Origin of the sequence: Actinoplanes flavus, assembly GCF_017592555.1 — a bacterium.
Taxonomy (GTDB): domain Bacteria; phylum Actinomycetota; class Actinomycetes; order Mycobacteriales; family Micromonosporaceae; genus Actinoplanes; species Actinoplanes flavus.
This window is the reverse complement of the sequence record NZ_JAGFNS010000053.1, coordinates 1-23628: the sequence shown is the minus strand read 5'-3', so window position 1 is coordinate 23628 and position 23628 is coordinate 1. Positions and strand designations below refer to the sequence as shown.

The window sequence follows — 23628 nt, the reverse complement described above, 5'->3', positions numbered from 1 at the left end:
CGTCACTGAATCGACGTCAGGGCAGCGTGGCCCGGATCTTCGCGACCCGGTCGAGGATCGTGGCGACGTCCGCCGACGGAGCGACCGACAGGGCGCTCTTGCCCACCAGGGACTCGGGCAGCTCGAAGAGCTCGCAACCGGCGGTCCGGGCCGCCGGGGTCACCAGGCAGATGTCGCCGATGGTCGCGTGGGCGCCGCCGTTGACCAGGTCGGTCGCGGTGGAGCTCCCCATCGGGACGCCGTTCTCGTCGGCGTCCTCGTTCACCAGGATGTCGTCGCCGTCGCTGCCGTAGATCTCGTCGTTGCCGCCCTCACCGAACGCGACGTCGTCACCGGTGCCGCCGGAGATCATGTCGTCGCCCTCGGAGCCGAACAGGACGTCGACGTCGCCCTCGCCGAAGAGCCGGTCGTCGCCCGCCCCGCCGTCGACGATGTCCCCGAAGACGTACTCGCCGTCCTCGTCGGTGAAGGTCACCTGACCGGCGCCCGCGTAGACGACGTCCCGGCCGGCACCGCCCATGACCATGTCGGAGTCGGCGCCACCGAAGATCCGGTCATCGCCGTCCTCGCCGAGCAGGCCGTCCTCGCCGGCCTCGCCGTAGATGCTGTCGTTGCCGGAGCCGCCCTTGACACCGTCGTGCCCCGCACCGCCGAGGAGAACGTCGTTCCCGCTCGCGCCCTCGATGAGGTCCCCGCCGGCCTCGCCGTACGCCCGGTCGCTGCCGGTGCCCGCGTAGATCTCGTCGTGGCCGGACCCGCCGCGGAGGATGTCGTTGCCGCCCTCGCCGTACAGCTTGTCGTCGCCGCCGTTGCCGTACAGGGTGTCGTTACCGCCACCGCCGCGCAGCTGCTCGGCCGCCGCGCCGCCGATCAGGGTGTCGTTGCCCAGGCTGCCGGTGGCCAGCAGGTAGACCGAGGTCTTGTTGCGCACCCAGTCGTTCTTGTCGCCGAGGTTGACGTCGAGGGTCGCGGTCTTGGCCGAGGTGGTGCAGCGGACCTTGGTCTTGTCCCCGGAGACGGCCTTGCAGCCCTTGCCGGGGATGATGGCGACCTTGTCGTCGAGGGTGACGGTCCGGCCGGAGATGGTGATGGTGAGGCCGTTGGCCTTGCCGGCGACGGCCCGGAACTGGACGGTCTTGGTGCCGACGACCTTGGCCGCGCCTCCGGCGGCCGCCTGTGCGGGCGTGCCGAGGAAGGCGGTGGAGGCGACCGCGGCGGCGCCGATGACGGCGAGCATCCTGCGATTGATCAGGAACATGTGGATCCTTCGTGACTACTGGTCAAGGCAGGTGCCGCCGACACATCGGCAAGGATCGTAGAACGCTACCGTTTCGACGCGCGTCAGCCGAACAGATGATCCACAGCGCAAAAGGAAACGGCCCGGCAACCGCCGGGCCGTTCCATGGAGCGCGAGTGTTACTTCGCGGGCCGCACCGTGGCGAGGCGGGACGCGAAGTCCGGGCCGCCGGCCACCGAGAGGCTGCTGGCGCCCAGGTCGCCTGCGGAGTACTCACAGTTGCGGATCGTCGAGGATCCGGTCACCAGGCAGAGGTCGCCGTCAGTCGCGTTGGGCCCGCCGTCGATGGCGTCGGCCGCCGTGGCGCTTCCGATCGGCGCGCCGGTCACCTGGTCGTAGCTCTCGCCGGCGAGGATGTCGTCGCCCTCGTTGCCCCAGATGAGGTCGTTGCCCGCCTTGCCCTCGACGACGTCGAAGTCGGCGCCGGCGGTGATCCGGTCGTTGCCGTTACCGCCGTCGATGATGTCCGTGTCGGCCTCGCCGTGGATCGTGTCGTTGCCGTTGCCGCCGTAGACGGTGTCGCCGTAGATGAGCCCACCCGAGGTGTACTCGCCCGCGCCACCGTAGATGTAGTCGTTGCCGTCATCGCCGCTGAGGACGTCGACCTGGGTGCCACCGGTGAGGGTGTCGTTGCCGGTGCCACCGCTGAACTTGTCCATGCCGGCGCCGCCGTGCAGCGCGTCGGCGCCCGTGCCGCCCCAGATCTGGTCGTTGCCGGCGCCGGCGGAGACGTAGTCGTTACCGCCCTCGGCGATCAGCTTGTCGTTGCCGCCGTTGCCGTAGATCCTGTCGTTGCCGCTGTCGCCCTGCAGCTCCTCGCTGGCGTTGCCACCGATGACGGTGTCGTTGCCGGAGCCGGCGTCGACGAGCAGGTAGACGTTGGTGTAGTTGCGCACGTAGTCATTCTTGTCGCCCAGCGCGACGCTCAACTTCGCGGTCTTCGCCTTGGTCGTGCAGCGGACCTTCTTCGAGTTGACCGACTTGCAGCCCTTGCCCGCCTTGATGGCGACCTTGTCGGTGATCGTCACGGTGCGGCCGGAGATGCTCAGCTTCACCGAGTTCGACTTACCCAGGAGTGCCTGGAACTGGACCGTCTTGGTGCCGACGACCTTCGCCAGGCCGGCCGAAGCCGCCTGAGCCGGGGTCGCGAAGAGGGCGGTGGTGGCGATCGCGATGGCGGTGGCGCCAACGGTGGCAAGCGTCTTGCGGTTGATCAAGGACATCGAGAAACTCCCCGTTTGAGAGCGGTGTTAGCCGTCTACAGACGCGTAATCGTAGAACGCTACCGTTCCGACGCGCTGACCCTTTTTCAGTGACGCATGTCACTAGATGATTACGTACGTGTGTCAGCACCCGAGCACAGCCCCGACCCGCCGGCCGAGCGGGCGCATCGTGACCCGCACCCGGTCCACCCCCGCCGACTCGCGGATCACCGGAATCGGCGAGCAGTCGAAGTCACGCCCCAGCGCGGTCGCGTGAAGGGACTCGCTCTCGACCCGCACCCCGTCGACGGCCGGCAACCCGCCGAGCGCCTCCCGCACCGCCGTGCGCTCTTCCGCGCTCGCGTCCGGCACCATGTACACCGCGATGGTGAACTCGCGCTCGGGCGTGTGCCGCCAGCCGGCGTAGTACATGACCCCGGTGGCCGAGACCGCCCCGAGGATCAGCGTGACCGCGGCCACCGCCAGGAGCAGCAGCCAGCGCCGATTCCGCTCCACATCGCACACTTCCCCGTCGGTCATGAAGCGAGAAGCTATCTCAGCGTGTCCGCACACGGTTGTCCACAGGCCCGTGGACGGGCCTTGTACGGTCCCGCCCGGTCCTCCACAGTGTGTTATCGGGATCGGTCAACTCGGACGCAAGGAGGCGTCGTCGTGCAGACTTTCACGAACGATGCGGAGCAGGCGGCGTACACGCTTGCTGAGGCGCTCAGCGAGAAGGCGCTGTCCTGCATGAAAAGCGCGGAGGAGGCGGCCGAGGCGTTCCGCGCCGGGAAGATGGCGATGCGCCGCCAGTTCAAGGCGCGCGGCCTGTCCGAGGCGGAGGCGGACATCCGCTGGTCCGGCACGTCACAGGCGGCTCGCGCGATCGCTGACAACAGCTTCTTCATGTCGCAGGCGTCGATGTACAACAACGCCGCCGCCGCCCAGTACGCGAAGGCCCTCTACCTCAAGGCGAAGTGACCTCGGTGCCGCCCAGGTGGGCGACCTGCCCGGCCTGGAAACCGCGGAGGATTCCACTGCCCCGCAACCGTCGCGGCCGCATCCGGGCCAGCCGGGGGTAGGCCTCGTCGCGGCGGCGCTCGACCAGGTCGGTCCGGTCGACGAGCACGATCTCCGCGCCCGGCGTCTCGGCGGCCGCGGACCGTTCGGCCGCCCACAGCCGCCCGCTGATCGCCTGGGTGTAGCCGGCCATCCACGATCGCCGGTAGGCCGCCGCGTGCTCACCCTCCGGCACCGGGCTGGCGGCGAGGCCGTGCGCGGCCTGCACCAGAAGAGAGGTGAAGAGCAACTCGACCCGCGTGAGGTCCGCCGTGTGCCCGAAGAGATGGCTGCGGGCCAGCCCACGCCGCTCCAGATGGACCACCCGGCAGCGCATCGGGGCGGCCACGGCGGCGAGCAGCCCGGCCTTGTCCCGCGCGTAGGGCGGATCGACGGTGACGACCCGGTCGCCCACCGGGTCCGCGGTGGGATCACCGGCGGCGAGCATCGCCTGGTCGACGCCGTATTTGGCGATCAGCTCGGCGGCCTTCGCGGTGAACGCCTCGGCTTCGCCGGGCGTACAGGCCGGGTCCTCGGCCATGGCGAGCAGCTTGCGCACCCGGGCCAGCAGAGCGTCAGACATGAGGGGTACGCGTGAAGCGGTTCACGCGGCCCGATGGCGCAGTGTCGCGACCGTCGACCCGGCCAGCGCGAGCAGGCAGTCCGGTAGGGTCCCGTCGGCGATCGCCGCGCCGAACAGCGCCTCACCGGTCGGGAAGTCACCGTTCACATATGCACTGACGAACCGGGCCACCCACCGCTTGTCGTAGCGCGCGTCGTCGATCCCGGGGAACTCGAGGGTCCAGGCGCCGCCACCGGGGACCTGCCCGACCATGGTCGCCGCGAGGCACCAGGCGACGTCCCAGGCACCGACGACGCCGTCCCGGTGGACGACCGCGTCGAAGGTGTCGGCCACAGCCTCGCTGTCGCCGCTGAGCGCACACTGCAGAACCTGCGCGGCGTCGTCGAATGCGGTCTGTGGTACTTCGGTCACGTCAGAAAAGGTACGTCGGACCGTCAAGGAACGCACGGCGACGAGGGAATTCAGGCACCACGGAGTAGACAGGTGATGCGGGCGGTGCAGACACGGTCGCCGCCCTCGTCGGTGATGACCACCTCGTAGGTCGCCACCGCCCGGCCCCGGTGGACCGGAACGGCCACGCCGGTGACCAGCCCGGAGCGGGCCGCCTTGTGGTGGGTGGCGTTGATGTCCACGCCGACGGCGAACGGCCGGTCCACGGTCCGCCCGTGCAGCACCGCGCCGACCGAGCCGAGCGTTTCGGCGAGCACGCAGGACGCACCGCCGTGCAGCAGACCGTACGGCTGGGTGTTGCCCTCGACAGGCATGATGCCTACGACCCGTTCCGCGGTGGCCTCGGTGATCTCGATGCCCATCCGTTCCGCGAGCGCACCGCCGCCACCGCTGGTGAACAGGTGTTGCTTGCCGTCCTCAGCGATATCCACGTCGGCGTACGTTACGCCCGTCGCCGGGCCGGACCAGCGACAACCATCACAGGACCGGGGACTGATCGATTGATCCGATGGGTACTGAGCGGCCGTGACGGCCGGCCCGTCGGCCGACGAGAGGAGCGCCATGACCGATCCGCAGGAGACCGTGGAGACCCGGGGCGACGATCGCGTCGACCTGCTCGCCAAGGACACGAGCGGCGACGGCCGGCCGGACGTCTGGGTGTCGGACACCGACGGCAACGGCAAGCCCGATCTCTACCAGTTCGACACCGACGGGGACGGAAAGGTCGATCTGACCATGGTCGACCTGGACGAGGACGGCACCCCGGACGTGATCGTCGACGGGGACGGCGGCCTGCCCCCGGCCTGACGCCGTCACTGGCGGGAACAGCCGTCAACTCCCCAGAGCGGACAGCGCCACCCACAGCACGGCGATGGCCACCGCGGCGGTGCCCACCGTCGACGCGGTGTGCCGCCAGGATCGTGCCCCCTCGACCGCCTCCGGATGCCCGAGAGCGGCGAGGGTGGCGCGGTGCTCGCGGACCGTGGCGGCCTCCGGCTCGGCCGGCCCGTCCGGGTCACGGCTGAGCGCGACGGCGAGGGCGGCCTGGGCGCGCTGCAGACGGCGTACCGCTGATCTGGCTTCTCGGCCCGCGTGTGCCGCGGCGTGCCGCCGGGCCGCGCCCCGCCGGGAGCCGGACCCGAGCACCCGCAGCTCGCTCTCGGTGATCAGCCCCGGATCGCGGAGCGTGGCCAGGACGCCCACGTAGTAGGCCGCCTCCCGGTCGTGCGCCCGCCGCACCAGGTAGAGGACCAGCAGCAACGGCGGCAGCCCCTTGAAGACGAGCACCGCGAGCAGGGCCGGCGCGCCGTCACCGAAACCCTCCCGGAACAGCGGCGAGTTCCACAGCGAGTGCGAGGCCCAGGCGGCGAACAGGGCCAGGGCGGCGACCGCGATCCGGCGGCCGCGGGAGCGGTCCCGGTTCACCACCAGATAGCCGATGCCGGCCCCGGCCAGCGCACCGAACAGGGTGTGGCTCCAGACCCCGGCCAGGAACCCGCGGACCAGGAACGTGGTGATCACCGGTTGTACCTGATCGCCCTCGCCGGCCTGCTGCACCGCCCCGATCGCGAAGACCACGTCCTCGACGATCTGGAAACCCAGGCCGACCAGGGCCCCGTAGACGATGCCGTCGAGCACGCTGTTGACCTGGGCCCGCGCGATCAGCACGATCGCCACCACACCGAGCGTCTTGGCGATCTCCTCGACCGTCGGCCCGGCCAGCGCGGCGCCCCACTCGGCGGCGAGGTCGGGTGAGCCGAGCTTGGCGATCAGGTTGTCCAGTGCGGTGCTGCCCGGGATCGACACGCTGGTGGCGACCAGGCCGCCCCAGGCGAAGGCGAGCAGGCGCAGGCTCGGTGGCTCGCGTTCCAGGAAGTCCAGCTCCGAGACGAACAGCCAGAACGGTACGGCGAGCAGGGCGAACAGCAGGATCGCGGTGACCGTGGCGACCGGGTAGGCGGTGAAGAACAGCTTGGCGATCTGGGCGATCCGTACGGCGCCGACCGCCAGGATCGTGATGACCACCCAGAACGCGGGCTGCCGGAGGAACGCGGCCGACCGGGTGGTCCCGGGCCGGACGGCGTCGCTCATTTCTCGGTCTCGTAGCGCAGGGTGCGGGTGCTGGCGTCGATCCGCGGGAGTGCCCTCTCCAGGTCGGCGTCGTCCCCGCTGACCATGACCTCGATGATCAGCCCGTCGGCGACGAAGACCGCGTACCGTCCGTCCCGGTCGCCGGCGGTGTAGCCGCCCTCGACCCCGGCGAGCCCACCGGCCGTGGAGACCGCGAGCTGGGTGCCGGTGACCTGGTTCCCGGAGGTGCCGGTGATGCGCTGCCGCAGCCGGACGGCCGCGGCGGTGAGGTCGCCCTTGAAGGGTTCGACGCCGATCGCGTACTGCACGCGGCCGAGCCGGAACAGCGCGGTCCCGCGCTCGGCGCCCGGCCGGGTGCCGGTGGCGTCGAGGCTCGCCCCGTCCGGCGGCACGATGGTGACGCCCGCGGCGACCCGGTAGGGCTCACCGGCCGCGACCGGCCGCTCGGCCGGAACGGCCCGGTCCAGAGCGGGGAGACCGAAGGCGAGAGCGGCCAGAATCGATGCCAGCGCGAGGGCGAGGAGCAGCCCCAGGGTGCCGGGCAGGTCGGTGAGCTGACGCCGAGTGACCCTCCCCATCCGTCCAAGCTAACGGCGGCGACCCGCCGCTGTCCGGAGAACAGCGGTCCGGACACAGTGGATGGTCGATCAACCTGGCCGATTACGGATTTGTCCGTTTTACCGACAAGTGCTGTGACGGCACGATCGCGGTGAGCCATACCCCGTTGTCACTGCGGTGGAACACGTGCCCCTGCTCCACCATCACCCCCGCCGCGACGCGGAGGACGACCACGTCCGGCGAGCGCCGGCGACCGACGGTCACGGCCGTCGGCACATCGACCGACAGGTGTACGTGGTGACGGCTCCGCGGGCGCAGACCCTCCCGGAGGATCGCCTCCAGGTTCGCTCGCGGGGTGCCGTGGAACAGCTCGGCGGGCGGGACCGCGGGCGGCAGATCGAGATCCACGGCGACCCGCCGGGAGTGCCCCTGGCTGGCCCGGATCCGGTCGACCCCGTCCGGGCCGGTGGACACGGCGAAGCGTGCCTTGTCGTTGTGCGCGACCACCACGTCGAGCTCGGCACGGGTGATGCCGAGGGCGGCCAGCAGCTCGGCGACCGGCACCCAGCCGTTCGCGTCGAGGGTCAGGCCGGCCGTCTCCGGCCGGTGCCGCAGGACCAGGGACATCCGCTTGCTGAGGCGCACCTGATCGCGGTCGAGAACTGTCATTCCATCAACTCCATGACCGCAAGGTAGTACGGGTGGTCCTGGTCGTCGATGGATTTCAGTCGCCACGCGGTGCCCTTGAGCAGCTCCTCCAGCTCGTCGACCGAGCAGTTCAGGTAGTCGAACCAGTCGCTGGCCACATCCCGGTAGCGCAGCCGGATCCGCAGCTGCCCGCCGAACCGCCCGCGGGCCCGGTTCTCCTGGTGGTAGGCCACCTGCACCGGATCGGTCGTCCCGTACGGGTCGGTGCCCTGCGCCACGATCCGCGCGCCGGGCGCCGCCAGCCGGGCCAGCGCGGCCAGGAACGCCGGCGCCCGCTCCGGACCCTCGATCAGCCCCAGGTTGTTGCCGAGCAGCAGGAACGTGTCGTACCGGACGCTCGCCCGGGAGAACTCGTCGACCGTGTTCAGCACGGTGTCGCGCAGCCCCCGCTTCCGGGCCACCTCGATCGCGCCGGCCGAGGTGTCCAGCCCGGTGACCGCGATCCCCCGGCGCTGCAACTCGACAGCCGACCGCCCGGCGCCCACCCCGACGTCGAGCACCCGGCCCCGGCAGAACCTCAGAGCCCGGTGGTCGAAGGGCCGCCAGTCCGCCGGCTCACTCAGGTAGTGAGCCGCGAGCGCCCCGTTGATCAGCCCGTCGTCACGCTCGATCACCTCGATCACCGGTCGCGGGTACCGGCCGCCGGCCAGGGGACGCCGCCCGGCCCCGATGTGCACCGCGTACGCGTCCCGGATCATCTCGCCGAAGGCGTCGCCGATCGTCGGCTCTGTCATGGTCACTACTCTTGACGCATGGCCGCACTGGAGCAACTCGGGTCGGAGAAGTACGTCCTGCTCACCACGTTCCGCCGGGACGGTCGGGCGGTGCCGACCCCGCTGTGGGTGGTGCCCGACGGCTCCGGCCTGGGCTTCTGGACCGTGGCGGGCAGCGGAAAACTGAAGCGCATCCGCAACAGCGGCCGGGTCACGGTGGCCGCCTGCGACATGCGGGGCAACCCCACCGGCGAGGCGATCGAGGCCACCGCGCGGATCGGCGACCACGACGACCGGCTGCGTGTCGGCGAGGGAATCAAGAAGAAGTACGGCGTCATCGGGCGGCTCACCATGCTCGGCAGCCGGCTACGGCGCGGCATCGACGGCACGGTCGCCGTATTGGTCGACTGACTTTCCCGTACCCCGGAAAAGGAAGAAGGCGCCGGTGAATGCCGGCGCCTTCAAACGAAGAAGGGGCGATCGCCTTCCCCAGCGTTCGCCCCTTGCAACGATTCTCGATCGGTCGACTGGGTCAGTCGCCCTGGCGCTGCGTGGGAATCTGCCCCTGCAGCAGGGCACGAACCTCCGACTCCCGGTAGCGACGGTGGCCGCCCAACGTGCGAATTGCGCTGAGCTTGCCCGCCTTCGCCCACCGAGTCACGGTCTTCGGGTCGACACGGAACATCGACGCCACCTCGGCCGGCGTTAGTAGCGGCTCAGGATCGTGCGTACGCGATGCCATCGGTCACTCCTCCACAGGTGCCTAAAAACATCGGCCGGGGTCCCGCCGGCCGGTGCGTCTCTCATGGTCCGGCTAGTCCCCGATGTCCGACATGGGCCGAACGGACGAACGTCCCCAGATAGACGGATGAAGCATGCCCGATTTTTGCGTGTTTTCTACGCCAGATAGTGTCTCGTTTAGTCCGATTATCACGCTTCGCCCGGCGGTGATTACGAAGAGTGCTCGCTTCGGGAGCGCTTCCATGGGCAGGGTTACGTGCCCGTCTGTCCCATTTCCGCAGGTCAATTGCACCGTTCAAGAAGTTGGACGACACGCCAGCGCGCCACCAGCTCCTCGTATGCCTCTGTTGCTGACTCAGCGTCACCACGAGAAAGTGCCGAAAGTCCGGCTGCCACCAGTCCGGGGGAATCGTCCGCTGTCAGACTGTCCTCCGGGAGGAGGTTGACGAGGCCGCCGTAGTCGAGCTCCACCACCGACCGTGGATGGAACTCCTCCAGCCAGCGGGTGCCCTCCTCGACCGCCTCGGTGATCGGCGCGTCGCCCAGCGACTTGCGCAGCACCGAGACCGCCCGATGGGCACGGCGCCGCGCCTTCGAGATCTCGGTCCGGTAGCGCAGCACCCGCCGCCGGCTGGTCAGCGAGATCTCCCGCTCCTCCAGGTCGACGAAGGCGAACCAGCGCAACGGCACACCCCACGTGGCGGTCTGCTCGTGCACCCGGGGCACACCCTGCTCGAGGACCTTGGCGCCGCTGCGCCAGTCCTCCACCACGGCCTTCGCCTGACCGGCCAGCACCGGCGGCACGAAGGCGTCGGCCAGTACGGCCGGCACACCGTCACGCGCGTTCAGCGCGGCCTCGGCCACCCGCAACCGCAGGTTCCACGGACAGACCAGCACGTTGCCGTCCCACTCCAGGACATAGGCCTCGTCGGGCAGGTCGGGCAGCCGGGTCCAGCCGGCGCCGAGCGCCTCGAGCACGGCGGTGCGCTGGCGGGCCGGGCCCTCCACAAGGCCCAGGTCACGGCCCTCTCGCGCGTACTCACGCCAGAAGACCTGCCGCTCCCGGTCGAAGGCGGTCAGTGGCTCGTAAACCCGTAGGTACGACGCGAACAGTGACGGCACGGCGCGATCCTTTCACGAAATCGGCCGGGTGGAACTTCCCGCACGGACGTAATCGCCGCGCCATTCGCACGACTACGCTCCTGGTGACCGGCTCAACCCCGCCGGGAACATGGCCCCACGAAGGCCTCGTGAAAGATCAGGAGTCCAACCATGGACGTGTTTGACGCCAGTGGGCACGAACAGGTCGTCTTCTGTCAGGACCGGGAGACCGGCCTGAAGGCGATCATCGGCATCTACTCCACGGCGCTCGGTCCCGCGCTCGGCGGCACCCGCTTCTACCCGTACGAGAACGAGTCGGACGCCCTCGCCGACGTGCTCAACCTGTCCCGTGGCATGGCCTACAAGAACGCCCTGGCCGGACTGGACCTGGGCGGCGGCAAGGCGGTCATCTGGGGCGACCCGGCCCGGCTGAAGAGTGAGGCGCTGCTGCGGGCGTACGGGCGGTTCGTCGAGTCGCTGAACGGCCGCTACTACACCGCCTGCGACGTCGGCACCTACGTGCAGGACATGGACGTGGTCGCGCGCGAGACGCGGTACGCGACCGGCCGCAGCGTGGAGCACGGCGGCGCCGGCGACTCCTCGGTGCTCACCGCCTGGGGCGTCTTCCAGGGCATGCGCGCCGCCGCCGAGCACACCTGGGGCACCCCGTCGCTGCGCGGCCGCACGGTCGGTGTCGCCGGGCTCGGCAAGGTCGGCCGGTACCTGTGCGGGCACCTGCTCGACGACGGCGCCACGGTGGTCGCCACCGATGTCAGCGAGGCCGCCCTCACCTGGGCCCGCACCACCCACCCGCAGATCACGCTGGTGCCGGACACGACCGCCCTGATCACCTCGGACATCGACGTGTACGCCCCGTGCGCCCTCGGCGGCGCGCTGAACGACGACACGGTGCCGGTGCTGCGGGCCCGGGTGGTGACCGGCGCGGCCAACAACCAGCTGGCCCACCCCGGCGTCAGCAAGCTGCTGGAGGACCGCGGCATCCTCTACACCCCGGACTATCTGGTGAACGCCGGCGGCGTCATCCAGGTGGCCGACGAGATCCAGGGCTTCAACTTCGAGCGGGCCAAGCTGCGGGCCACCGGGATCTTCGAGACCACCGGGCGCATCCTCCAGCTCGCCGGCGACGAGGGCGTGCCACCCGCGATCGCCGCCGACCGGCTCGCCGAGCGGCGGATGGCGGAGGTCGGCCGCCTCCGCTCCATCTACCTCGGCTGAGGGCTTCGAGGGCCTGCCGCGCGCCGCTGGAGAACCTCATCCGCGACGCGCGGCAGTGTCACACGCAACCCGAGGTGCCGAACGCGCCGTCGTCCATGTACCGTAAGACCCACGAGAGATGCCTGACGTCATCGGGGACCGCCTTCGGGCTGCCCCGAATTCTGTGCGAGGGGGTCGAGCCATGGGGCGCGGCCGTGCTAAGGCCAAGCAGACGAAGGTGGCCCGGGAGTTGAAGTATCACTCCCCGAACACCGACCTCACCGCCTTGCAGCGCGAATTGGCGGGTGCCCGCCAATCGGACCGTCACTTCGACGACGACAACGACGAGTTCGTCGACGATGACGAGGACGACGCTGCGGACGACGACCAGGACACCTGGGACCAGGACCCCTGGTCGCCGACAAGGCGGCGCTGACCCCGTTTTGCACAGAGCACGCGGACTGACCGCGTGCTCCGGTGTGTCACGTGGTCACGATTCCTACGGTTGACAACGAAGCCCACGCGGGCTCTTCCCGCGTGGGCTTCGACCGAGTCACGCGTCAGCGCGGCCGGTTGTTCCAGTTGTAGAACGTGGGAATGTTCTCGAAGTGGTTCCAGGCGCAGACCGCCGATCCGCCATCCCGCGGCGTCTCCTCGGCACGCTGTCTGCGGGCCTCGTCCGCCTCCTCGATGAGCGCGGCCAGTCCAGCCCGGGTGTCGTGCACCCGTGCCGTCACCGGATCCGTCTCCACGCCGTCAGACAGCCGTGGCTTCGTGATCTCGGGCATGATCCAGCACTCCCTCCAATAGGCGAATCTTGCTGTTCCGGCAGTGGTTCGTCTCGGTGACGTCGAATCTGCCGTGTTCGAAGTACCGGTTGGCGGCGTGTGCGCCACCGCAGAAGCCGAAGTACGGGCAGGCGCCGCGGCATGCCTCGACACCGCGGAGGAACTCCTGGATCCAAGGCGTCCCGGTGGCGCCGGCCAGGATCTCGGGCAGCGGGGTGGAGAGCACGTTCCCGCTGGTGAAGTCGCCGTACCGCGGGTCGTGGAAGCCGGCCAGCTCGGGTGAGAGCAGGACGACCGACCCGTCGTGGGCGACCGTCGGGATCGGGTCGTGCCGGCGCGGGAGCAGTTCGTCGGCGCTGCCGTCGAGGACCGCGGCGGCGTAGCGCAGCGACCACTCGACCTCCCGCAGGTGGATGCGCGGATCGCGGCGCCACGCCCCGACCAGCTCGGCCCAGAAGGCGCTCACCGCGGCCGGATCGTGCCGGTTCAGCCGGGTGTTGACGCCCTCCAGCTCCTCCACGTTGATGCCGAGCACCTCGCAGCCCAGGCCGAGGAAGTACTCGTACAGTTCGGTGGCGACGCCGGGACCGGGGTCACCGACCACGCACAGGGTGGAGAACGGGATGCCGTGGGCGCGCAGCCGGTCGATGCCGCGGACGATCAGGTCATAGGCGGGTTTGCCGCCCCGGTCCACCCGGTCGCCGTTGCGCCGGCGCGGCCCGTCCACGCTGACGCTGACCCGGACGTCGTGCTCGGTGAAGAACGCGCACCAGTCGTCGTCGATCAGGGTGGCGTTGGTCTGCACATGATGCTCGACGCCCGCGCCGAACGGCGCGAACAGCGCGGCCAGGTGGTCCCGGCCCGCCGCGAGCGGCTCACCCCCGTGCCACACGACCGAGAACCTTCCGGTACGCGCGAAGCCGGCGACCCCGGCCGCCACCGCTTCGGCCACCGCGACCGGCATCTTCCGATTCTCCCGCCGGAACGGCAGGTAGCAGTAGTCGCACGCCAGATTGCAGAGCGTAGTGGGCTGCATGACAACGTACCCAGGCTCCGCCGAGACGCCCCGCATCCCGCTCCACGCGACCGCCATGGTCACGCACCTCCGTCCGGCCCACCGGTGTCGCTGGTACACGCACCCAGCCCCACCCGTGGAAACCTTGAGCCAGTGACCCGTGCGGCGCCAGCCGCCCGGGTCGGTCGAGCCTCGAGCCAGTGACCCGTGCGGCGCCAGCCGCCCGGGTCAGAACCGTGCGGCGCCAGCCGCCCGGGTCAGAACCGTGCGGCGCCAGCCGCCCGGTCCGATTGAACCTCGAGCCAGTGACCCGTGCGGCGCCAGCCGCCCGGGTCGGACCGTGCGGCGCTAGCCGCCCGGTCAGGTTAGGGCACCCAGTCCACCAGAACGCGAAAGATCCGCATGTGCCGGACATCGACACACGCGGATCATTTCACGCTCGGACTGTTACCAACCAGAAGTACCTGGTAGTCAGCCGCGGGTGTACGAGCTCATCATCTGCACCTCACCGGTGCCCTCGACGACCTCGCCCACCTGCCACGCCTCGACGCCGCGGCCGGTCAGATAGGCCATCGCACGGTCCGCGTCGTCGGACGAGACGATCGCGAACATGCCGACGCCCATGTTGAAGGTGGCCTCCATCTCCGTGTCCTCGATCCGGCCCTTGGCCTGGATCAGGTCGAAGATCGGCTGCGGGCGCCAGGTCGAACGGTCGACCACGGCGTCCATGGTGTCGGGGAGGACCCGGTTCAGGTTGCCGGGGATACCGCCGCCGGTGACGTGCGAGAACGCCCGGACCTCGGTCTCCTCGATCAGGCCCAGGCAGTCCTTGGCGTAGATCTTGGTGGGGGTGAGCAGCTCCTCGCCCAGGGTGCGCTGCGTGCCGAAGTCGTCGACCACGGTGTCCAGCCGCATGCGGCCGGCGCCCAGCAGCACGTGCCGGACCAGCGAGTAGCCGTTGGAGTGCAGACCGGACGAGCGCATCGCGATGACCGCGTCGCCCAGCTCGACCCGCTCCTTGCCGAGGATCTCGCTCTCCTCGACCACACCGACGCCGGTGGCGGAGACGTCGTACTCGTCCGGGCGCAGCACGCCCGGGTGCTCGGCGGTCTCGCCGCCCAGCAGGGCACAGCCGGCGTACCGGCAGCCGTCGGCGATGCCGGCGCCGATCTCGGCGACCTTGTCCGGGACGACCTCGCCGCAGGCGATGTAGTCGAGCAGGAACAGCGGCTCGGCACCGCAGGCCACCAGGTCGTCGACGACCATGGCGACCAGGTCGATGCCGATCGTGTCGTGGATGTCGAGCTGCTGGGCGATGACCAGCTTGGTGCCCACGCCGTCGGTGGAGGAGGCCAGGATCGGGCTCTTGTACTTCGCCGTGTTCAGGCGGAACAGGCCGGAGAAGCCGCCCAGGTCACCGATCACCTCGGGCCGGGAGGTCTTCTTCACCTTGGACTTGAGCAGCTCGACGGCCCGGTCGCCGGCGTGGATGGAGACACCCGCTTCCGCGTACGTGGCCGGGCGCTTGCGCGCGCCCCGGCCGGAGCCGGCCGTCCACAGCTGACGGTCGCCTCCCTCGGCGCCGTTGGATCCGGCACTGCTGCGCTCGGACACGTGCGTCACGGTTCTCCCCTTAGCGGTTCTGTGAAACTGAAAGTCACGGGTGGTGCAGCGCGTTCGCGCCGCCGGGGCTGGCGACCAGCGGCGCCGATGCCGTCCGATCGTCGCCCGCATACTCGCGGGCCTCATAGTCGGACTCGAGGTCGGCGACCGCGGCCGTGGCCGCCTCCTCCGTGGCGCCCGGCATGCTGGCACGCCGGCCGACACCCTCCAGGACGTGCTTGCCGATCAGGTCGCCGGCCGGCAGCTCGATCGGGTACTCCCCGTCGAAGCACGCCATGCAGAGCCGGGACTTCGGCTGCTCGGTGGCCTGGACGAGTCCGTCCAGCGAAACGTAGCCGAGGCTGTCGGCGCCGATCGAGCGGCGGATGCCGTCGATCTCCAGGCCGTTGGCGATCAGCTCGGCCCGGGTGGCGAAGTCGATGCCGTAGAAGCACGGCCACTTCACCGGCGGCGAGGAGATCCGCACGTGCACCTCGAGGGCGCCGGCCTCACGCAGCATCCGGATCTGGGCGCGCTGGGTGTTGCCGCGCACGATCGAGTCGTCGATCACGACGATCCGCTTGCCGCGGACCACCTCGCGCAGCGGGTTCAGCTTCAGCCGGATGCCGAGCTGCCGGATGGTCTGTGACGGCTGGATGAAGGTCCGGCCGACATAGGCGTTCTTCATGAAGCCGGCGCTGTACGGGATACCGGAGGCCTCCGCGTACCCGATGGCGGCCGGAATGCCGGACTCGGGCACGCCGATCACCAGGTCCGCCTCGACCGGGTGCTCCTTGGCCAGCTTGCGGCCCACCTCGACGCGGGCCGAGTAGATGTTGCGGCCGGCGATCGTGGTGTCCGGGCGGGCGAGGTACACATACTCGAAGAGGCAGCCCTTGGGCTCCGGCGCGGCGAACCGGCTGGACCGCAGACCGTGCTCGTCTATCGCGATGATCTCGCCCGGCTCGACCTCACGGACGAAGCTGGCGCCGGTGATGTCCAGCGCGGCGGTCTCGCTCGCGACCACCCAGCCGCGCTCCATCCGGCCCAGCACCAGGGGACGGACGCCCTGCGGATCGCGGGCCGCGTACAGCGTGTGCTCGTCCATGAAGACGAAGCTGAAGGCGCCCCGCAGAGTCGGCAGCAGTTCGAGCGCCGCGGCCTCGACCGAAAGGTCGGGGCGACCGGCCAGGAGGGTGGTCACCAGGGCGGTGTCGGAGGTGGCGTCGCCCACCTCGAGACCGCGGGCGGCGACCTCCTTGGCCAGCTCGGCGGTGTTGACCAGGTTGCCGTTGTGGGCCAGCGCGATCGTCGTGCCGGCCGAGGTGGCCCGGATGGTGGGCTGGGCGTTCTCCCAGTTGGAGCCGCCGGTCGTGGAGTAGCGCGCGTGGCCGATCGCGAGGTGGCCGCGCAGGCTGGCCAGGGTCGGCTCGTCGAAGACCTGGGAGACCAGGCCGATGTCCTTGTAGACCACCACGCCGGAGCCGTCGCTCACCGCGATGCCGGCCGCCTCCTGGCCGCGGTGCTGAAGTGCGTAGAGCCCGAAGTAGGTGAGTTTGGCGACCTCTTCCTCGGGGGCCCAGACGCCGAAGACGCCGCAGGCATCCTGGGGGCCGCGCTCCTGGGGGTCGAGATCGTCGGTCAATCGGCCGTCGCCTCGGGGCACCTGCTCGCTCCCTCATGTCGGGGTCTGCACGGACCGCGAACTCGCTGGTCCGTCCGACCGCCCAGTGTACGCGAGCCGAAGGCGCGACCACCCGGGCTCATCGACCGATGAGCGGCAGGTACTCGGTGAGATCGGTCCGTACCCCGCTGGCCCGGAGGCGTCCGTCGGCGACCGCGGCCGGCCAGTCGAGACGTCCGGAAGCCAGGAGCAGCCAGGTCTTCGGATCCGTTTCGACCACATTGGGCGGTGTGCCGCGGGTGTGCCGCGGACCGGCAACGCACTGAATCGCGCCGAAAGGTGGAATTCGCACCTCCACCGAACGGCCAGGCGCTCGACGGGACAACTCGGTCAGCAGTGCTCGCACCGCGTCACGGAGTACCACGCGGCCGGGTTCGACACCCCGGTCCAGCGCGTCCAACGCCTCCGCCACCGAGTCGGAATTATTGTGCGCACGTGACATGTCAGGACAATACGACCCGGTCTGCCGACAACGGCACACCGCCCTGGGTCGCGCGAGTGACGTATGACAAGGCATAGTTGCCGACGGTGTACACGTCGCGGGATCTCACCGGGCACCCGAAACCGGGAACCGCGCGACCGGAAGGCGGTGGACGTGACCACGCACCTACGAGCCCGGACGGCCCAGGCCGGTGCGTTCCTGGCCCTGGCCGCCGGCTTGGTGGCCGGTGTGCAATCTCCTGCCCTGGCTGACCCCCCAGAAATCCAGATCCAGCTCTCGAACACCGAGGTCGACTCTGGAAGTACTGTAACGATGCAGTACACCGTGCGTAACCCCGGGGGCGAAGACCAGCAGGGTGACAACCGGGCCTCCATCAAGGTCAGCGGCATGAGCTGCTCCGGTCAATGCAGCCCCTCCGGCCAGCCGATCCAGCCCGATGCCACCGCGAACTTCAACGCCACGCTCACCGCGCCGACCGTGAGCGCCGGACAGCAGCGGTCCGTCACGGTCACCGTGACCGTCGATCTGAACGGCGAACGCGGCACCGCGTCCGAGACGATCACCGTCAACGGGCCCGCGGCACCGACCACCGTCCGCCAGGTCAGCGGCCGCATCAAGGACGACGGCGGCGCCCGGGTCTCCGGTGTGCAGGTGGCGATCCAGGACAGCGCCGGTCACTCGTACAGCACCACCACGGACGGCGGCGGCGGCTACGCCTTCTCCTCGTCGGACGCCAAGCCGATCGCGGCCGGTCCGATCACGGTGGGCGCGGCCAAGGACGGTTACGAGTCCACCACGGTCCGCGTGGAGGGCACCGCCGGCCGGACCGTCAACGTGCCGCTGACCATCAAGAAGGTCGCCGCGGAGACCACCTCCCCGACGCCGGCCGCGAGCACCTCCACGAGTGCCGCGCCGGAGGAGGAGATCACCGAGGAGGAGCCCAACCAGACCACGGCGCCGCTGGCCGACCAGGGTCTGGACAACACCTCCAGCACCCAGGAGGACGGCGGCAGCAACTGGCTGCTCATCATCATGGGTGTGCTGCTGGTGGCCGCCGGTATCGGCGCCATGGTGCTGGTCTGGATGCGGCGTAAGAACGCGAACGACGAGCTGGGCTCGGACACCGGCCTCGGCAAGGCCGTCCCGGCGGCGGCCGGTGGCTTCGACGCCACCCGGGTGGCCGCGCCGGTCGGCGGTGGCCGCGGCGGCGACGCCACGATGATCGCTCCGGCGGGCGGCATGGGCGCCCCGCGCGGCGGCAGCCTGGGTGACGCGCCCACGATGATCCACCGGCCGCCCGTCGAGGACGAGTTCCCCGACCCGTACGGCGCTCCGATGCCGGCCGGCGGCGGCTTCGCCGGGGGCGGCAACCAGTGGGGCGGCGACCAGGGCGGCGCCTACGGTGGCGCGACGCAGACCTACGGGCAGCAGGACGGCGGTTACGGCGCGGGCGGCCAGGGCGGCTACGACGGCCCCGGCCAGGGTGGCTACGACCAGGGCCAGCAGCAGCGCTACGACGAGCACACCAACCTGTACCAGCCGGAGCAGCCGCAGCGCTACGACGAGCACACCAACCTCTACCAGCCCGAGCCGGGCGGCTACCCGCAGCAGCAGGGCGGCTACGACCAGCAGGGTGGCTACGGCGACCAGGCTGGCTGGGGCGGTCAGGACGCCGGCGGCTACGGGCCGCAGGGTGGCTACGACCAGCAGCAGGGCGGCAACTACGGCGGAGGGTACGACCAGCAGCAGGGCGGCTACCCGCAGCAGCAGGGCGGCGCCTACGGTGGCGGCGGCTACGACGACGGTGGCTACGACCAGCAGCAGGGCGGCAACTACGGCGGCGGCTACGACCAGCAGCAGCAGGGCGGGTACGGCGACCAGCAGCGTGGCACGTACGGAAATCCTCGCCCGAACCGCGACTGGGACGGCAACTGAAACCGGACGCATGAAGAAAGGCCCCGCGCGGATCGCGCGGGGCCTTTCTTCATGGCTTGCTCAGGCTTCGGCCGACGGGTTGATCGGCCCACCCGGCACCTGCGGGCTCAGCTCGAGCGTGACCGAACGGACCGGGGCGGGCGCCTCGGTCTCCTCGGCCGGCTCGGCGTCGGCGTCGGCGTGCCGGTTGACCAGCTCGGCGGTGCCGCCGAACAGGTTCCGCAGCGTCGACGACCACACCTCGCGCAGCTCGTCCAGCGGGATGCTGAACTGGCCCTCGACCTGGAGCACCGGCTCCTCGGAGGTGACGCCGAGCGGGTTGACCGGCACGCCGTGCTCCGCCACGAGAGCCAGGAACGCCTTGTCGTGCCCGCGCGGCACGGCCACGAGCACACGGCCCGCGGACTCGCTGAACAGGTGGACGAACGGCGAGTTGCCGTCCTCCGGGAAGGTCACCTTGGCGCCGATGCCGCGCCGCAGCGTGCTCTCCACCAGCACCTGCGCCAGACCACCGTCGGAGAGGTCGTGCGCCGCGCTGACCAGCCCGGACCGCGAGGCCTGGGCCATCACCTTGGCGAGCGCCTGCTCGGCCGCGAGGTCGACCTTCGGCGGGCGGCCGCCGAGGTGACGGTGGGTCACCCAGGCCCACTCCGAGCCGGACAGCTCCGTGCGGGTCTGGCCGAGCAGGAAGAGCAGGTCGCCGCCGGCCTTGGCGGGCGGTGGGAAGCCCATCGGGATGCGGCGGGACACGTCGTCGAAGACGCCGAGCACACCGACCACCGGGGTCGGGTGGATGGCGGCCGCGCCGGTCTGGTTGTAGAAGCTGACGTTGCCACCGGTGACCGGGGTGCCCAGCTCCAGGCAACCGTCGGCGAGGCCCTTGGTGGCCTCGGCGAACTGCCACATGACGGTCGGGTCCTCGGGGGAGCCGAAGTTCAGGCAGTCGGTCACCGCGACCGGCTCGGCGCCGGTGACGGCCACGTTCCGGTACGCCTCGGCGAGGGCCAGCTTGGCGCCCTCGTACGGGTCGAGCCGGGCGAACCGGCCGTTGCCGTCGACGGACAGCGCGACCCCGAGCCCGGACTCCTCGTCGATCCGCAGCACGCCGGAGTCCTCCGGCTGGGCCAGGATCGTGTTGCCGAGGACGTACCGGTCGTACTGCTCGGTGACCCAGGTCTTGTCGCACAGGTTCGGCGAGCCGGCCATCCGCAGCAGGGTGGCGCGCAGCTCGTCGCCGGTCGACGGGCGGGGCAGCGTCTCGGCACGGTCGGCCTGGAGCAGCATCACGTCGTTCGGCTCACGGAACGGCCGGTTGTAGACCGGGCCGTCGTCGGCGAGCGAACCCGGCGGCACGTCGACGACGACGTGGTCGTTCCAGGTGATGTGCAGGCGGCCCGGGGTGCCGTCCTCGGCGGCCGCGGTGACCTCGCCGATGGCGGTGGCCCAGACGCCCCACTTCTCGGCGACCTTGAGCACCGCGTCCAGGTTCTCCGGCGTGACGATCAGGAGCATGCGCTCCTGGGACTCGCTGGCCAGGATCTCGGTCGGCGACATCGACGGCTCACGCAGCGGGACCCGCTCCAGCCAGACCCGCATGCCGGTGCCGGCGGCCGCGGCGGTCTCGGTGAGGGCGCAGGTGAGGCCCGCGCCGCCGAGGTCCTGGATGCCGCTGACCAGGCCGGCGTCGTACAGCTCGAGGCAGCTCTCGATCAGGAGCTTCTCCATGAACGGGTCGCCGACCTGCACCGACGGGCGGCGCTGCTCGGCCTCCTCGTCGAAGGTCGCCGAGGCCAGCACGGAGACACCGCCGATGCCGTCCCGGCCGGTACGCGCGCCGAGGAGCACCACGATGTTGCCGGTGCCGGTGGCTTCCTTCTTCTGGAGCCGCTCGACCGGCAGGACACCGATCGACAGCGCGTTGACCAGCGGGTTGCCCTGGTAGCAGGGGTCGAAGACGATCTCGCCACCGATGTTGGGCAGGCCCAGGCAGTTGCCGTAGCCGCCGATGCCGGCCACCACGCCGGGCAGCACGCGGGCGGTGTCGGGGTGGTCGGCCGCACCGAAGCGCAGCGGGTCCATCACCGCGACCGGCCGGGCGCCCATGGCCAGGATGTCGCGGACGATGCCGCCGACGCCGGTGGCCGCGCCCTGGTACGGCTCCACGTAGCTGGGGTGGTTGTGCGACTCGACCTTGAAGGTGACCGCGAGCTTCTCGGAGATCTGCACCACACCGGCGTTCTCGCCGATGCCGGCCAGCATCCGGACGTTCTTCGGGGCCTTCTCGCTGAACTGCTTGAGGTGCACCTTGCTCGACTTGTACGAGCAGTGCTCACTCCACATGATCGAGTACATCGCGAGCTCGGAGGCGGTCGGCCGGCGGCCGAGGATCTCCCGGATCTTGGCGTACTCGTCGTCCTTCAGGCCCAGCTCACCATAGGGCTGGAGGTCGTCCGGGGACTTCTCCGCCCGCTCGACGGTGTCGGGCTCGTCGGAGCCGGTGGCGAGCACGTCGGTCGCAGCGAAGCCACTCTGCTGCGTCGTCACTGTTGTCCCCCTGCGAGCTGACCGTCCTTCGCCAGGCTGCGCAGGACGGAGGTGAAGAAGCCGAGGCCGTCGAGCGACGGGCCGGTCAGCGCCTCCACGGCGTGTTCCGGGTGCGGCATGATGCCGACGACGTTGCCGGCCTCGTTGGTGATACCGGCGATGTCGCGCTGCGAGCCGTTCGGGTTGCCCTTGATGTAGCGGGCGATGACCCGGCCCTCGGCTTCGAGCGCGTCGAGAGTCTTGGTGTCCGCGACGAAGCAGCCCTCACCGTTCTTCACCGGGATCAGGATCTCCTGACCCGGGGTGAAGCCGTTGGTCCAGGCGGTGCCGGTGGCCTCGACCTTGAGCCACTGGTCGCGGTTGCGGAAGTGCAGGTGCTGGTTCCGGGTCAGCGCGCCGGGCAGCAGGTGCGCCTCGCAGAGGACCTGGAAACCGTTGCAGATGCCGAGCACGGGCAGGCCGCCACGTGCCGCATCGATGATGGACTCCATCACCGGCGCGAACCGGGCGATGGCGCCGCAGCGCAGATAGTCGCCGTACGAGAATCCGCCGGGAAGGACGACCGCGTCGACCCCGTGCAGATCCGGGTCGCCGTGCCAGAGGCGCACGGCCTCGGCCCCGGCGATCCGGGCGGCGCGGGCGGCGTCCCCGTCGTCCAGTGAACCAGGGAAGGTGACCACACCGATCCGCATGGTCAGGCGACCTCCGCGCCCTCGACGAGGCGAACCTCGTAGTCCTCGATCACCGGGTTGGCGAGCAGCTTGTCGGCGATCTCCCGGGCCCGATCGAGGTCGGCCTCCCCGGTGAAATCGATCTCGATCCGACGACCGATGCGGACAGACGAGACATCGGTGACGCCGAGCCGGGGCAGCGCATTGGCCACCGCTTGACCCTGCGGGTCCAGGATCTCCGGCTTGAGCATGACGTCGACCACGACGCGAGCCACGGGCACTCCTGACTGATAGATGTAAGCAGCCCGAAGCCTACCTGGTGGGGCCTTGCGGCGACCCACGGGTCGGTGTCGGCAGGCCGACCCGAGCGTCATTGAGCAGGCAAGGCGTCCCGAATCCAGGGACATCCCACAGTGATATGTATCAATTGGGCTGAGAGACCGGCGGCACCGGCGACCTAAGTTTCATCCATCGAATTCGATTGGATCAATACGCGTACCTCGTCGACCCCATCCCCAGAAAGGAAACTCGACGTGCGCATTCGTCTTCTGGCCGCCGCCACCGGCGTGATCGCGGCCCTGGTCGCCCCCTCCGCCGCACAGGCCGCCGACCCGGTCACCCCCTACATCATCGGCGGAAGCACGGTCTCCTCCGCGCCGTGGGCCGCCGCCGTCTTCAGCAACGGCAGCTTCACCTGCTCCGGCACGATCATCTCGGCCAACTACGTGCTCACCGCACGGCACTGCGTCAGCGGGACGATGTCGGTCCGCGTCGGGAGCGTGAACCGGACCTCCGGCGGCGTCACCCGGACCGTCTCGTCCAGCTCCACCCGGTACGACCTCGCGCTGCTGCGCCTGAGCAGCTCGGTGAGCACCAGCTACATGCCGCTGTCCAGCGCGTACCCGCCGGTCGGCTCCACCAACAGCATCTACGGCTGGGGCATGACCTGCTACTCCGGCTGCTCCGCGTCGACCACGCTGAAGACCGCCACGGTCTCGGTGACGTCGACCAACGCGACCGACGCCTACAACGGCCGGGCGATCGCCAGCACCCGCGTCAACGGCAACGCCTGGCGGGGCGACTCGGGTGGGCCGCAGGTCTACAACGGCGCCCAGGTGGGTGTCGCGTCGACCGCCGACGGCACCAGCCGGCAGTACTACGGCAGCGTCGCCTACAACCGGGCGTGGATCACCTCGGTGGCCGGCGTCTAGAAGGAGAAAAAGAGTGGT

At 70.2% G+C, this 23628-nt stretch carries 27 protein-coding genes; 7 read left to right on the top strand and 20 right to left on the bottom strand.

The genetic code is table 11. The features are described 5' to 3' along the window. Nucleotides 1–16: 16 nt before the first annotated feature. The 3 genes from J5X75_RS42175 to J5X75_RS42165 form a co-directional block, all read right to left on the bottom strand. Nucleotides 17–1258, bottom strand: coding sequence for a calcium-binding protein (locus tag J5X75_RS42175; protein WP_208473351.1), 1242 nt, complete (start codon nt 1256–1258; stop codon nt 17–19). Between the two features lie 158 nt (nt 1259–1416). Beyond that, nucleotides 1417–2520 (bottom strand): calcium-binding protein, encoded by a 1104-nt coding sequence (locus J5X75_RS42170; protein ID WP_208473350.1) that lies wholly within the window; start codon nt 2518–2520, stop codon nt 1417–1419. Nucleotides 2521–2643: 123 nt separating this feature from the next. Next, nucleotides 2644–3039: a hypothetical protein gene (locus J5X75_RS42165; RefSeq protein ID WP_208473349.1), complete on the bottom strand. Its 396-nt coding sequence runs from the start codon at nt 3037–3039 to the stop codon at nt 2644–2646. Nucleotides 3040–3171: 132 nt separating this feature from the next. Here J5X75_RS42165 and J5X75_RS42160 point away from each other — a divergent pair, with 132 nt between their 5' ends. Then, nucleotides 3172–3480, top strand: coding sequence for a hypothetical protein (locus tag J5X75_RS42160; protein ID WP_208473348.1), 309 nt, complete (start codon nt 3172–3174; stop codon nt 3478–3480). Here the strand turns inward: J5X75_RS42160 and J5X75_RS42155 are convergent. From J5X75_RS42155 to J5X75_RS42145, 3 genes are read right to left on the bottom strand one after another with little or no spacing between them, the layout of a single operon-like run. Continuing rightward, a complete protein-coding gene (locus J5X75_RS42155) occupies nt 3467–4141 on the bottom strand; it encodes a DUF2786 domain-containing protein (RefSeq protein ID WP_208473347.1) in 675 nt (224 codons plus the stop codon). The genes J5X75_RS42160 and J5X75_RS42155 overlap by 14 nt on opposite strands. A 21-nt stretch (nt 4142–4162) precedes the next feature. Beyond that, nucleotides 4163–4552, bottom strand: a complete 390-nt coding sequence (locus J5X75_RS42150) for a hypothetical protein (protein ID WP_208473346.1) — start codon at nt 4550–4552, stop codon at nt 4163–4165. A gap of 50 nt (nt 4553–4602) precedes the next feature. Then, nucleotides 4603–4953, bottom strand: coding sequence for a hotdog fold thioesterase (locus tag J5X75_RS42145; RefSeq protein ID WP_183225842.1), 351 nt, complete (start codon nt 4951–4953; stop codon nt 4603–4605). 199 nt (nt 4954–5152) lie between these two features. Between J5X75_RS42145 and J5X75_RS42140 the strand changes: the two genes are divergently transcribed. Next, nucleotides 5153–5398, top strand: a complete 246-nt coding sequence (locus J5X75_RS42140) for a hypothetical protein (protein ID WP_183225708.1) — start codon at nt 5153–5155, stop codon at nt 5396–5398. Between the two features lie 24 nt (nt 5399–5422). Here J5X75_RS42140 and J5X75_RS42135 read toward each other — a convergent pair whose 3' ends face one another. From J5X75_RS42135 to J5X75_RS42120, 4 genes are all read right to left on the bottom strand, one after another. After that, nucleotides 5423–6682 (bottom strand): PrsW family intramembrane metalloprotease, encoded by a 1260-nt coding sequence (locus J5X75_RS42135; RefSeq protein WP_208473345.1) that lies wholly within the window; start codon nt 6680–6682, stop codon nt 5423–5425. Next, the gene (locus J5X75_RS42130; RefSeq protein ID WP_208473344.1) at nt 6679–7260 is read right to left on the bottom strand and encodes a hypothetical protein; all 582 of its coding nucleotides are present in this window, start codon (nt 7258–7260) and stop codon (nt 6679–6681) included. Before J5X75_RS42130 ends, J5X75_RS42135 begins: the two co-directional genes overlap by 4 nt. Nucleotides 7261–7342: 82 nt before the next feature. Further along, nucleotides 7343–7909: an RNA 2'-phosphotransferase gene (locus tag J5X75_RS42125; RefSeq protein ID WP_208473343.1), complete on the bottom strand. Its 567-nt coding sequence runs from the start codon at nt 7907–7909 to the stop codon at nt 7343–7345. After that, a complete protein-coding gene (locus J5X75_RS42120) occupies nt 7906–8682 on the bottom strand; it encodes a class I SAM-dependent methyltransferase (protein WP_208473342.1) in 777 nt (258 codons plus the stop codon). Before J5X75_RS42120 ends, J5X75_RS42125 begins: the two co-directional genes overlap by 4 nt. Nucleotides 8683–8700: 18 nt before the next feature. Between J5X75_RS42120 and J5X75_RS42115 the strand changes: the two genes are divergently transcribed. Continuing rightward, nucleotides 8701–9072: a PPOX class F420-dependent oxidoreductase gene (locus J5X75_RS42115; protein WP_208473341.1), complete on the top strand. Its 372-nt coding sequence runs from the start codon at nt 8701–8703 to the stop codon at nt 9070–9072. Between the two features lie 121 nt (nt 9073–9193). Here J5X75_RS42115 and J5X75_RS42110 read toward each other — a convergent pair whose 3' ends face one another. Together J5X75_RS42110 and J5X75_RS42105 are read right to left on the bottom strand one after the other, a co-directional pair. Then, nucleotides 9194–9403, bottom strand: coding sequence for a BldC family transcriptional regulator (locus J5X75_RS42110; protein ID WP_014687221.1), 210 nt, complete (start codon nt 9401–9403; stop codon nt 9194–9196). Nucleotides 9404–9684: 281 nt separating this feature from the next. Beyond that, nucleotides 9685–10524 (bottom strand): DUF8083 family protein, encoded by an 840-nt coding sequence (locus J5X75_RS42105; RefSeq protein ID WP_208473340.1) that lies wholly within the window; start codon nt 10522–10524, stop codon nt 9685–9687. Nucleotides 10525–10674: 150 nt separating this feature from the next. On the opposite strand from J5X75_RS42105, the gene J5X75_RS42100 reads away from it, so the two are divergent. Next, on the top strand, nt 10675–11739 hold the full coding sequence (locus J5X75_RS42100; protein ID WP_208473339.1) for a Glu/Leu/Phe/Val family dehydrogenase: 1065 nt from the start codon (nt 10675–10677) through the stop codon (nt 11737–11739). Between the two features lie 181 nt (nt 11740–11920). Further along, nucleotides 11921–12154: a DUF3073 domain-containing protein gene (locus J5X75_RS42095; protein ID WP_183225716.1), complete on the top strand. Its 234-nt coding sequence runs from the start codon at nt 11921–11923 to the stop codon at nt 12152–12154. Nucleotides 12155–12278: 124 nt separating this feature from the next. Here the strand turns inward: J5X75_RS42095 and amcA are convergent, their stop codons facing one another. The 5 genes from amcA to J5X75_RS42070 all read right to left on the bottom strand — a co-directional run bounded on the left by amcA (nt 12279) and on the right by J5X75_RS42070 (nt 17249). Then, entirely contained in the window at nt 12279–12506 is a 228-nt protein-coding gene (gene amcA / locus J5X75_RS42090) for a multiple cyclophane-containing RiPP AmcA (RefSeq protein WP_208473338.1), read from the bottom strand. Beyond that, complete coding sequence (gene amcB / locus J5X75_RS42085) at nt 12475–13578, bottom strand: cyclophane-forming radical SAM peptide maturase AmcB (protein ID WP_307798634.1); 1104 nt, start codon at nt 13576–13578, stop codon at nt 12475–12477. Before amcB ends, amcA begins: the two co-directional genes overlap by 32 nt. 414 nt (nt 13579–13992) lie before the next feature. Then, a complete protein-coding gene (gene purM, locus J5X75_RS42080; RefSeq protein ID WP_208473336.1) occupies nt 13993–15144 on the bottom strand; it encodes a phosphoribosylformylglycinamidine cyclo-ligase in 1152 nt (383 codons plus the stop codon). A gap of 34 nt (nt 15145–15178) precedes the next feature. Beyond that, nucleotides 15179–16789: an amidophosphoribosyltransferase gene (gene purF, locus J5X75_RS42075; RefSeq protein ID WP_208473335.1), complete on the bottom strand. Its 1611-nt coding sequence runs from the start codon at nt 16787–16789 to the stop codon at nt 15179–15181. A 97-nt stretch (nt 16790–16886) separates the two neighbouring features. Beyond that, nucleotides 16887–17249, bottom strand: coding sequence for a sterol carrier family protein (locus tag J5X75_RS42070; RefSeq protein WP_208473334.1), 363 nt, complete (start codon nt 17247–17249; stop codon nt 16887–16889). Nucleotides 17250–17312: 63 nt separating this feature from the next. On the opposite strand from J5X75_RS42070, the gene J5X75_RS42065 reads away from it, so the two are divergent. Continuing rightward, the gene (locus J5X75_RS42065) at nt 17313–19184 is read left to right on the top strand and encodes a carboxypeptidase regulatory-like domain-containing protein (protein WP_274383845.1); all 1872 of its coding nucleotides are present in this window, start codon (nt 17313–17315) and stop codon (nt 19182–19184) included. Nucleotides 19185–19244: 60 nt separating this feature from the next. Here the strand turns inward: J5X75_RS42065 and purL are convergent, their stop codons facing one another. The 3 genes from purL to purS are packed head-to-tail and all read right to left on the bottom strand — an operon-like array spanning nt 19245 to nt 22674. Beyond that, entirely contained in the window at nt 19245–21692 is a 2448-nt protein-coding gene (gene purL / locus J5X75_RS42060; RefSeq protein WP_307798632.1) for a phosphoribosylformylglycinamidine synthase subunit PurL, read from the bottom strand. A 32-nt stretch (nt 21693–21724) separates the two neighbouring features. Continuing rightward, nucleotides 21725–22426: a phosphoribosylformylglycinamidine synthase subunit PurQ gene (purQ, locus tag J5X75_RS42055; RefSeq protein ID WP_208473363.1), complete on the bottom strand. Its 702-nt coding sequence runs from the start codon at nt 22424–22426 to the stop codon at nt 21725–21727. After that, nucleotides 22423–22674: a phosphoribosylformylglycinamidine synthase subunit PurS gene (purS, locus tag J5X75_RS42050; protein WP_183225724.1), complete on the bottom strand. Its 252-nt coding sequence runs from the start codon at nt 22672–22674 to the stop codon at nt 22423–22425. The genes purQ and purS overlap by 4 nt, the downstream gene beginning before the upstream one ends. 258 nt (nt 22675–22932) lie before the next feature. Here purS and J5X75_RS42045 point away from each other — a divergent pair, with 258 nt between their 5' ends. Further along, nucleotides 22933–23610: a S1 family peptidase gene (locus J5X75_RS42045; RefSeq protein WP_208473331.1), complete on the top strand. Its 678-nt coding sequence runs from the start codon at nt 22933–22935 to the stop codon at nt 23608–23610. The last annotated feature ends 18 nt before the right edge of the window (nt 23611–23628 follow it).

What these genes read in the sequence shown, in the direction of transcription:
- amcB (WP_307798634.1), bottom strand. Translation starts at nt 13,578, where the DNA reads ATGCGGGGCGTCTCGGCGGAGCCTGGGTACGTTGTCATGCAGCCCACT.
- J5X75_RS42100 (WP_208473339.1), top strand. Translation starts at nt 10,675, where the DNA reads ATGGACGTGTTTGACGCCAGTGGGCACGAACAGGTCGTCTTCTGTCAG.
- J5X75_RS42095 (WP_183225716.1), top strand. Translation starts at nt 11,921, where the DNA reads ATGGGGCGCGGCCGTGCTAAGGCCAAGCAGACGAAGGTGGCCCGGGAG.
- amcA (WP_208473338.1), bottom strand. Translation starts at nt 12,506, where the DNA reads ATGCCCGAGATCACGAAGCCACGGCTGTCTGACGGCGTGGAGACGGAT.
- J5X75_RS42065 (WP_274383845.1), top strand. Translation starts at nt 17,313, where the DNA reads ATGACAAGGCATAGTTGCCGACGGTGTACACGTCGCGGGATCTCACCG.
- J5X75_RS42140 (WP_183225708.1), top strand. Translation starts at nt 5,153, where the DNA reads ATGACCGATCCGCAGGAGACCGTGGAGACCCGGGGCGACGATCGCGTC.
- J5X75_RS42170 (WP_208473350.1), bottom strand. Translation starts at nt 2,520, where the DNA reads ATGTCCTTGATCAACCGCAAGACGCTTGCCACCGTTGGCGCCACCGCC.
- J5X75_RS42175 (WP_208473351.1), bottom strand. Translation starts at nt 1,258, where the DNA reads ATGTTCCTGATCAATCGCAGGATGCTCGCCGTCATCGGCGCCGCCGCG.
- J5X75_RS42165 (WP_208473349.1), bottom strand. Translation starts at nt 3,039, where the DNA reads ATGACCGACGGGGAAGTGTGCGATGTGGAGCGGAATCGGCGCTGGCTG.
- J5X75_RS42120 (WP_208473342.1), bottom strand. Translation starts at nt 8,682, where the DNA reads ATGACAGAGCCGACGATCGGCGACGCCTTCGGCGAGATGATCCGGGAC.
- J5X75_RS42155 (WP_208473347.1), bottom strand. Translation starts at nt 4,141, where the DNA reads ATGTCTGACGCTCTGCTGGCCCGGGTGCGCAAGCTGCTCGCCATGGCC.
- J5X75_RS42115 (WP_208473341.1), top strand. Translation starts at nt 8,701, where the DNA reads ATGGCCGCACTGGAGCAACTCGGGTCGGAGAAGTACGTCCTGCTCACC.
- J5X75_RS42070 (WP_208473334.1), bottom strand. Translation starts at nt 17,249, where the DNA reads ATGTCACGTGCGCACAATAATTCCGACTCGGTGGCGGAGGCGTTGGAC.
- J5X75_RS42125 (WP_208473343.1), bottom strand. Translation starts at nt 7,909, where the DNA reads ATGACAGTTCTCGACCGCGATCAGGTGCGCCTCAGCAAGCGGATGTCC.
- J5X75_RS42110 (WP_014687221.1), bottom strand. Translation starts at nt 9,403, where the DNA reads ATGGCATCGCGTACGCACGATCCTGAGCCGCTACTAACGCCGGCCGAG.
- J5X75_RS42145 (WP_183225842.1), bottom strand. Translation starts at nt 4,953, where the DNA reads ATGGGCATCGAGATCACCGAGGCCACCGCGGAACGGGTCGTAGGCATC.
- J5X75_RS42135 (WP_208473345.1), bottom strand. Translation starts at nt 6,682, where the DNA reads ATGAGCGACGCCGTCCGGCCCGGGACCACCCGGTCGGCCGCGTTCCTC.
- J5X75_RS42130 (WP_208473344.1), bottom strand. Translation starts at nt 7,260, where the DNA reads ATGGGGAGGGTCACTCGGCGTCAGCTCACCGACCTGCCCGGCACCCTG.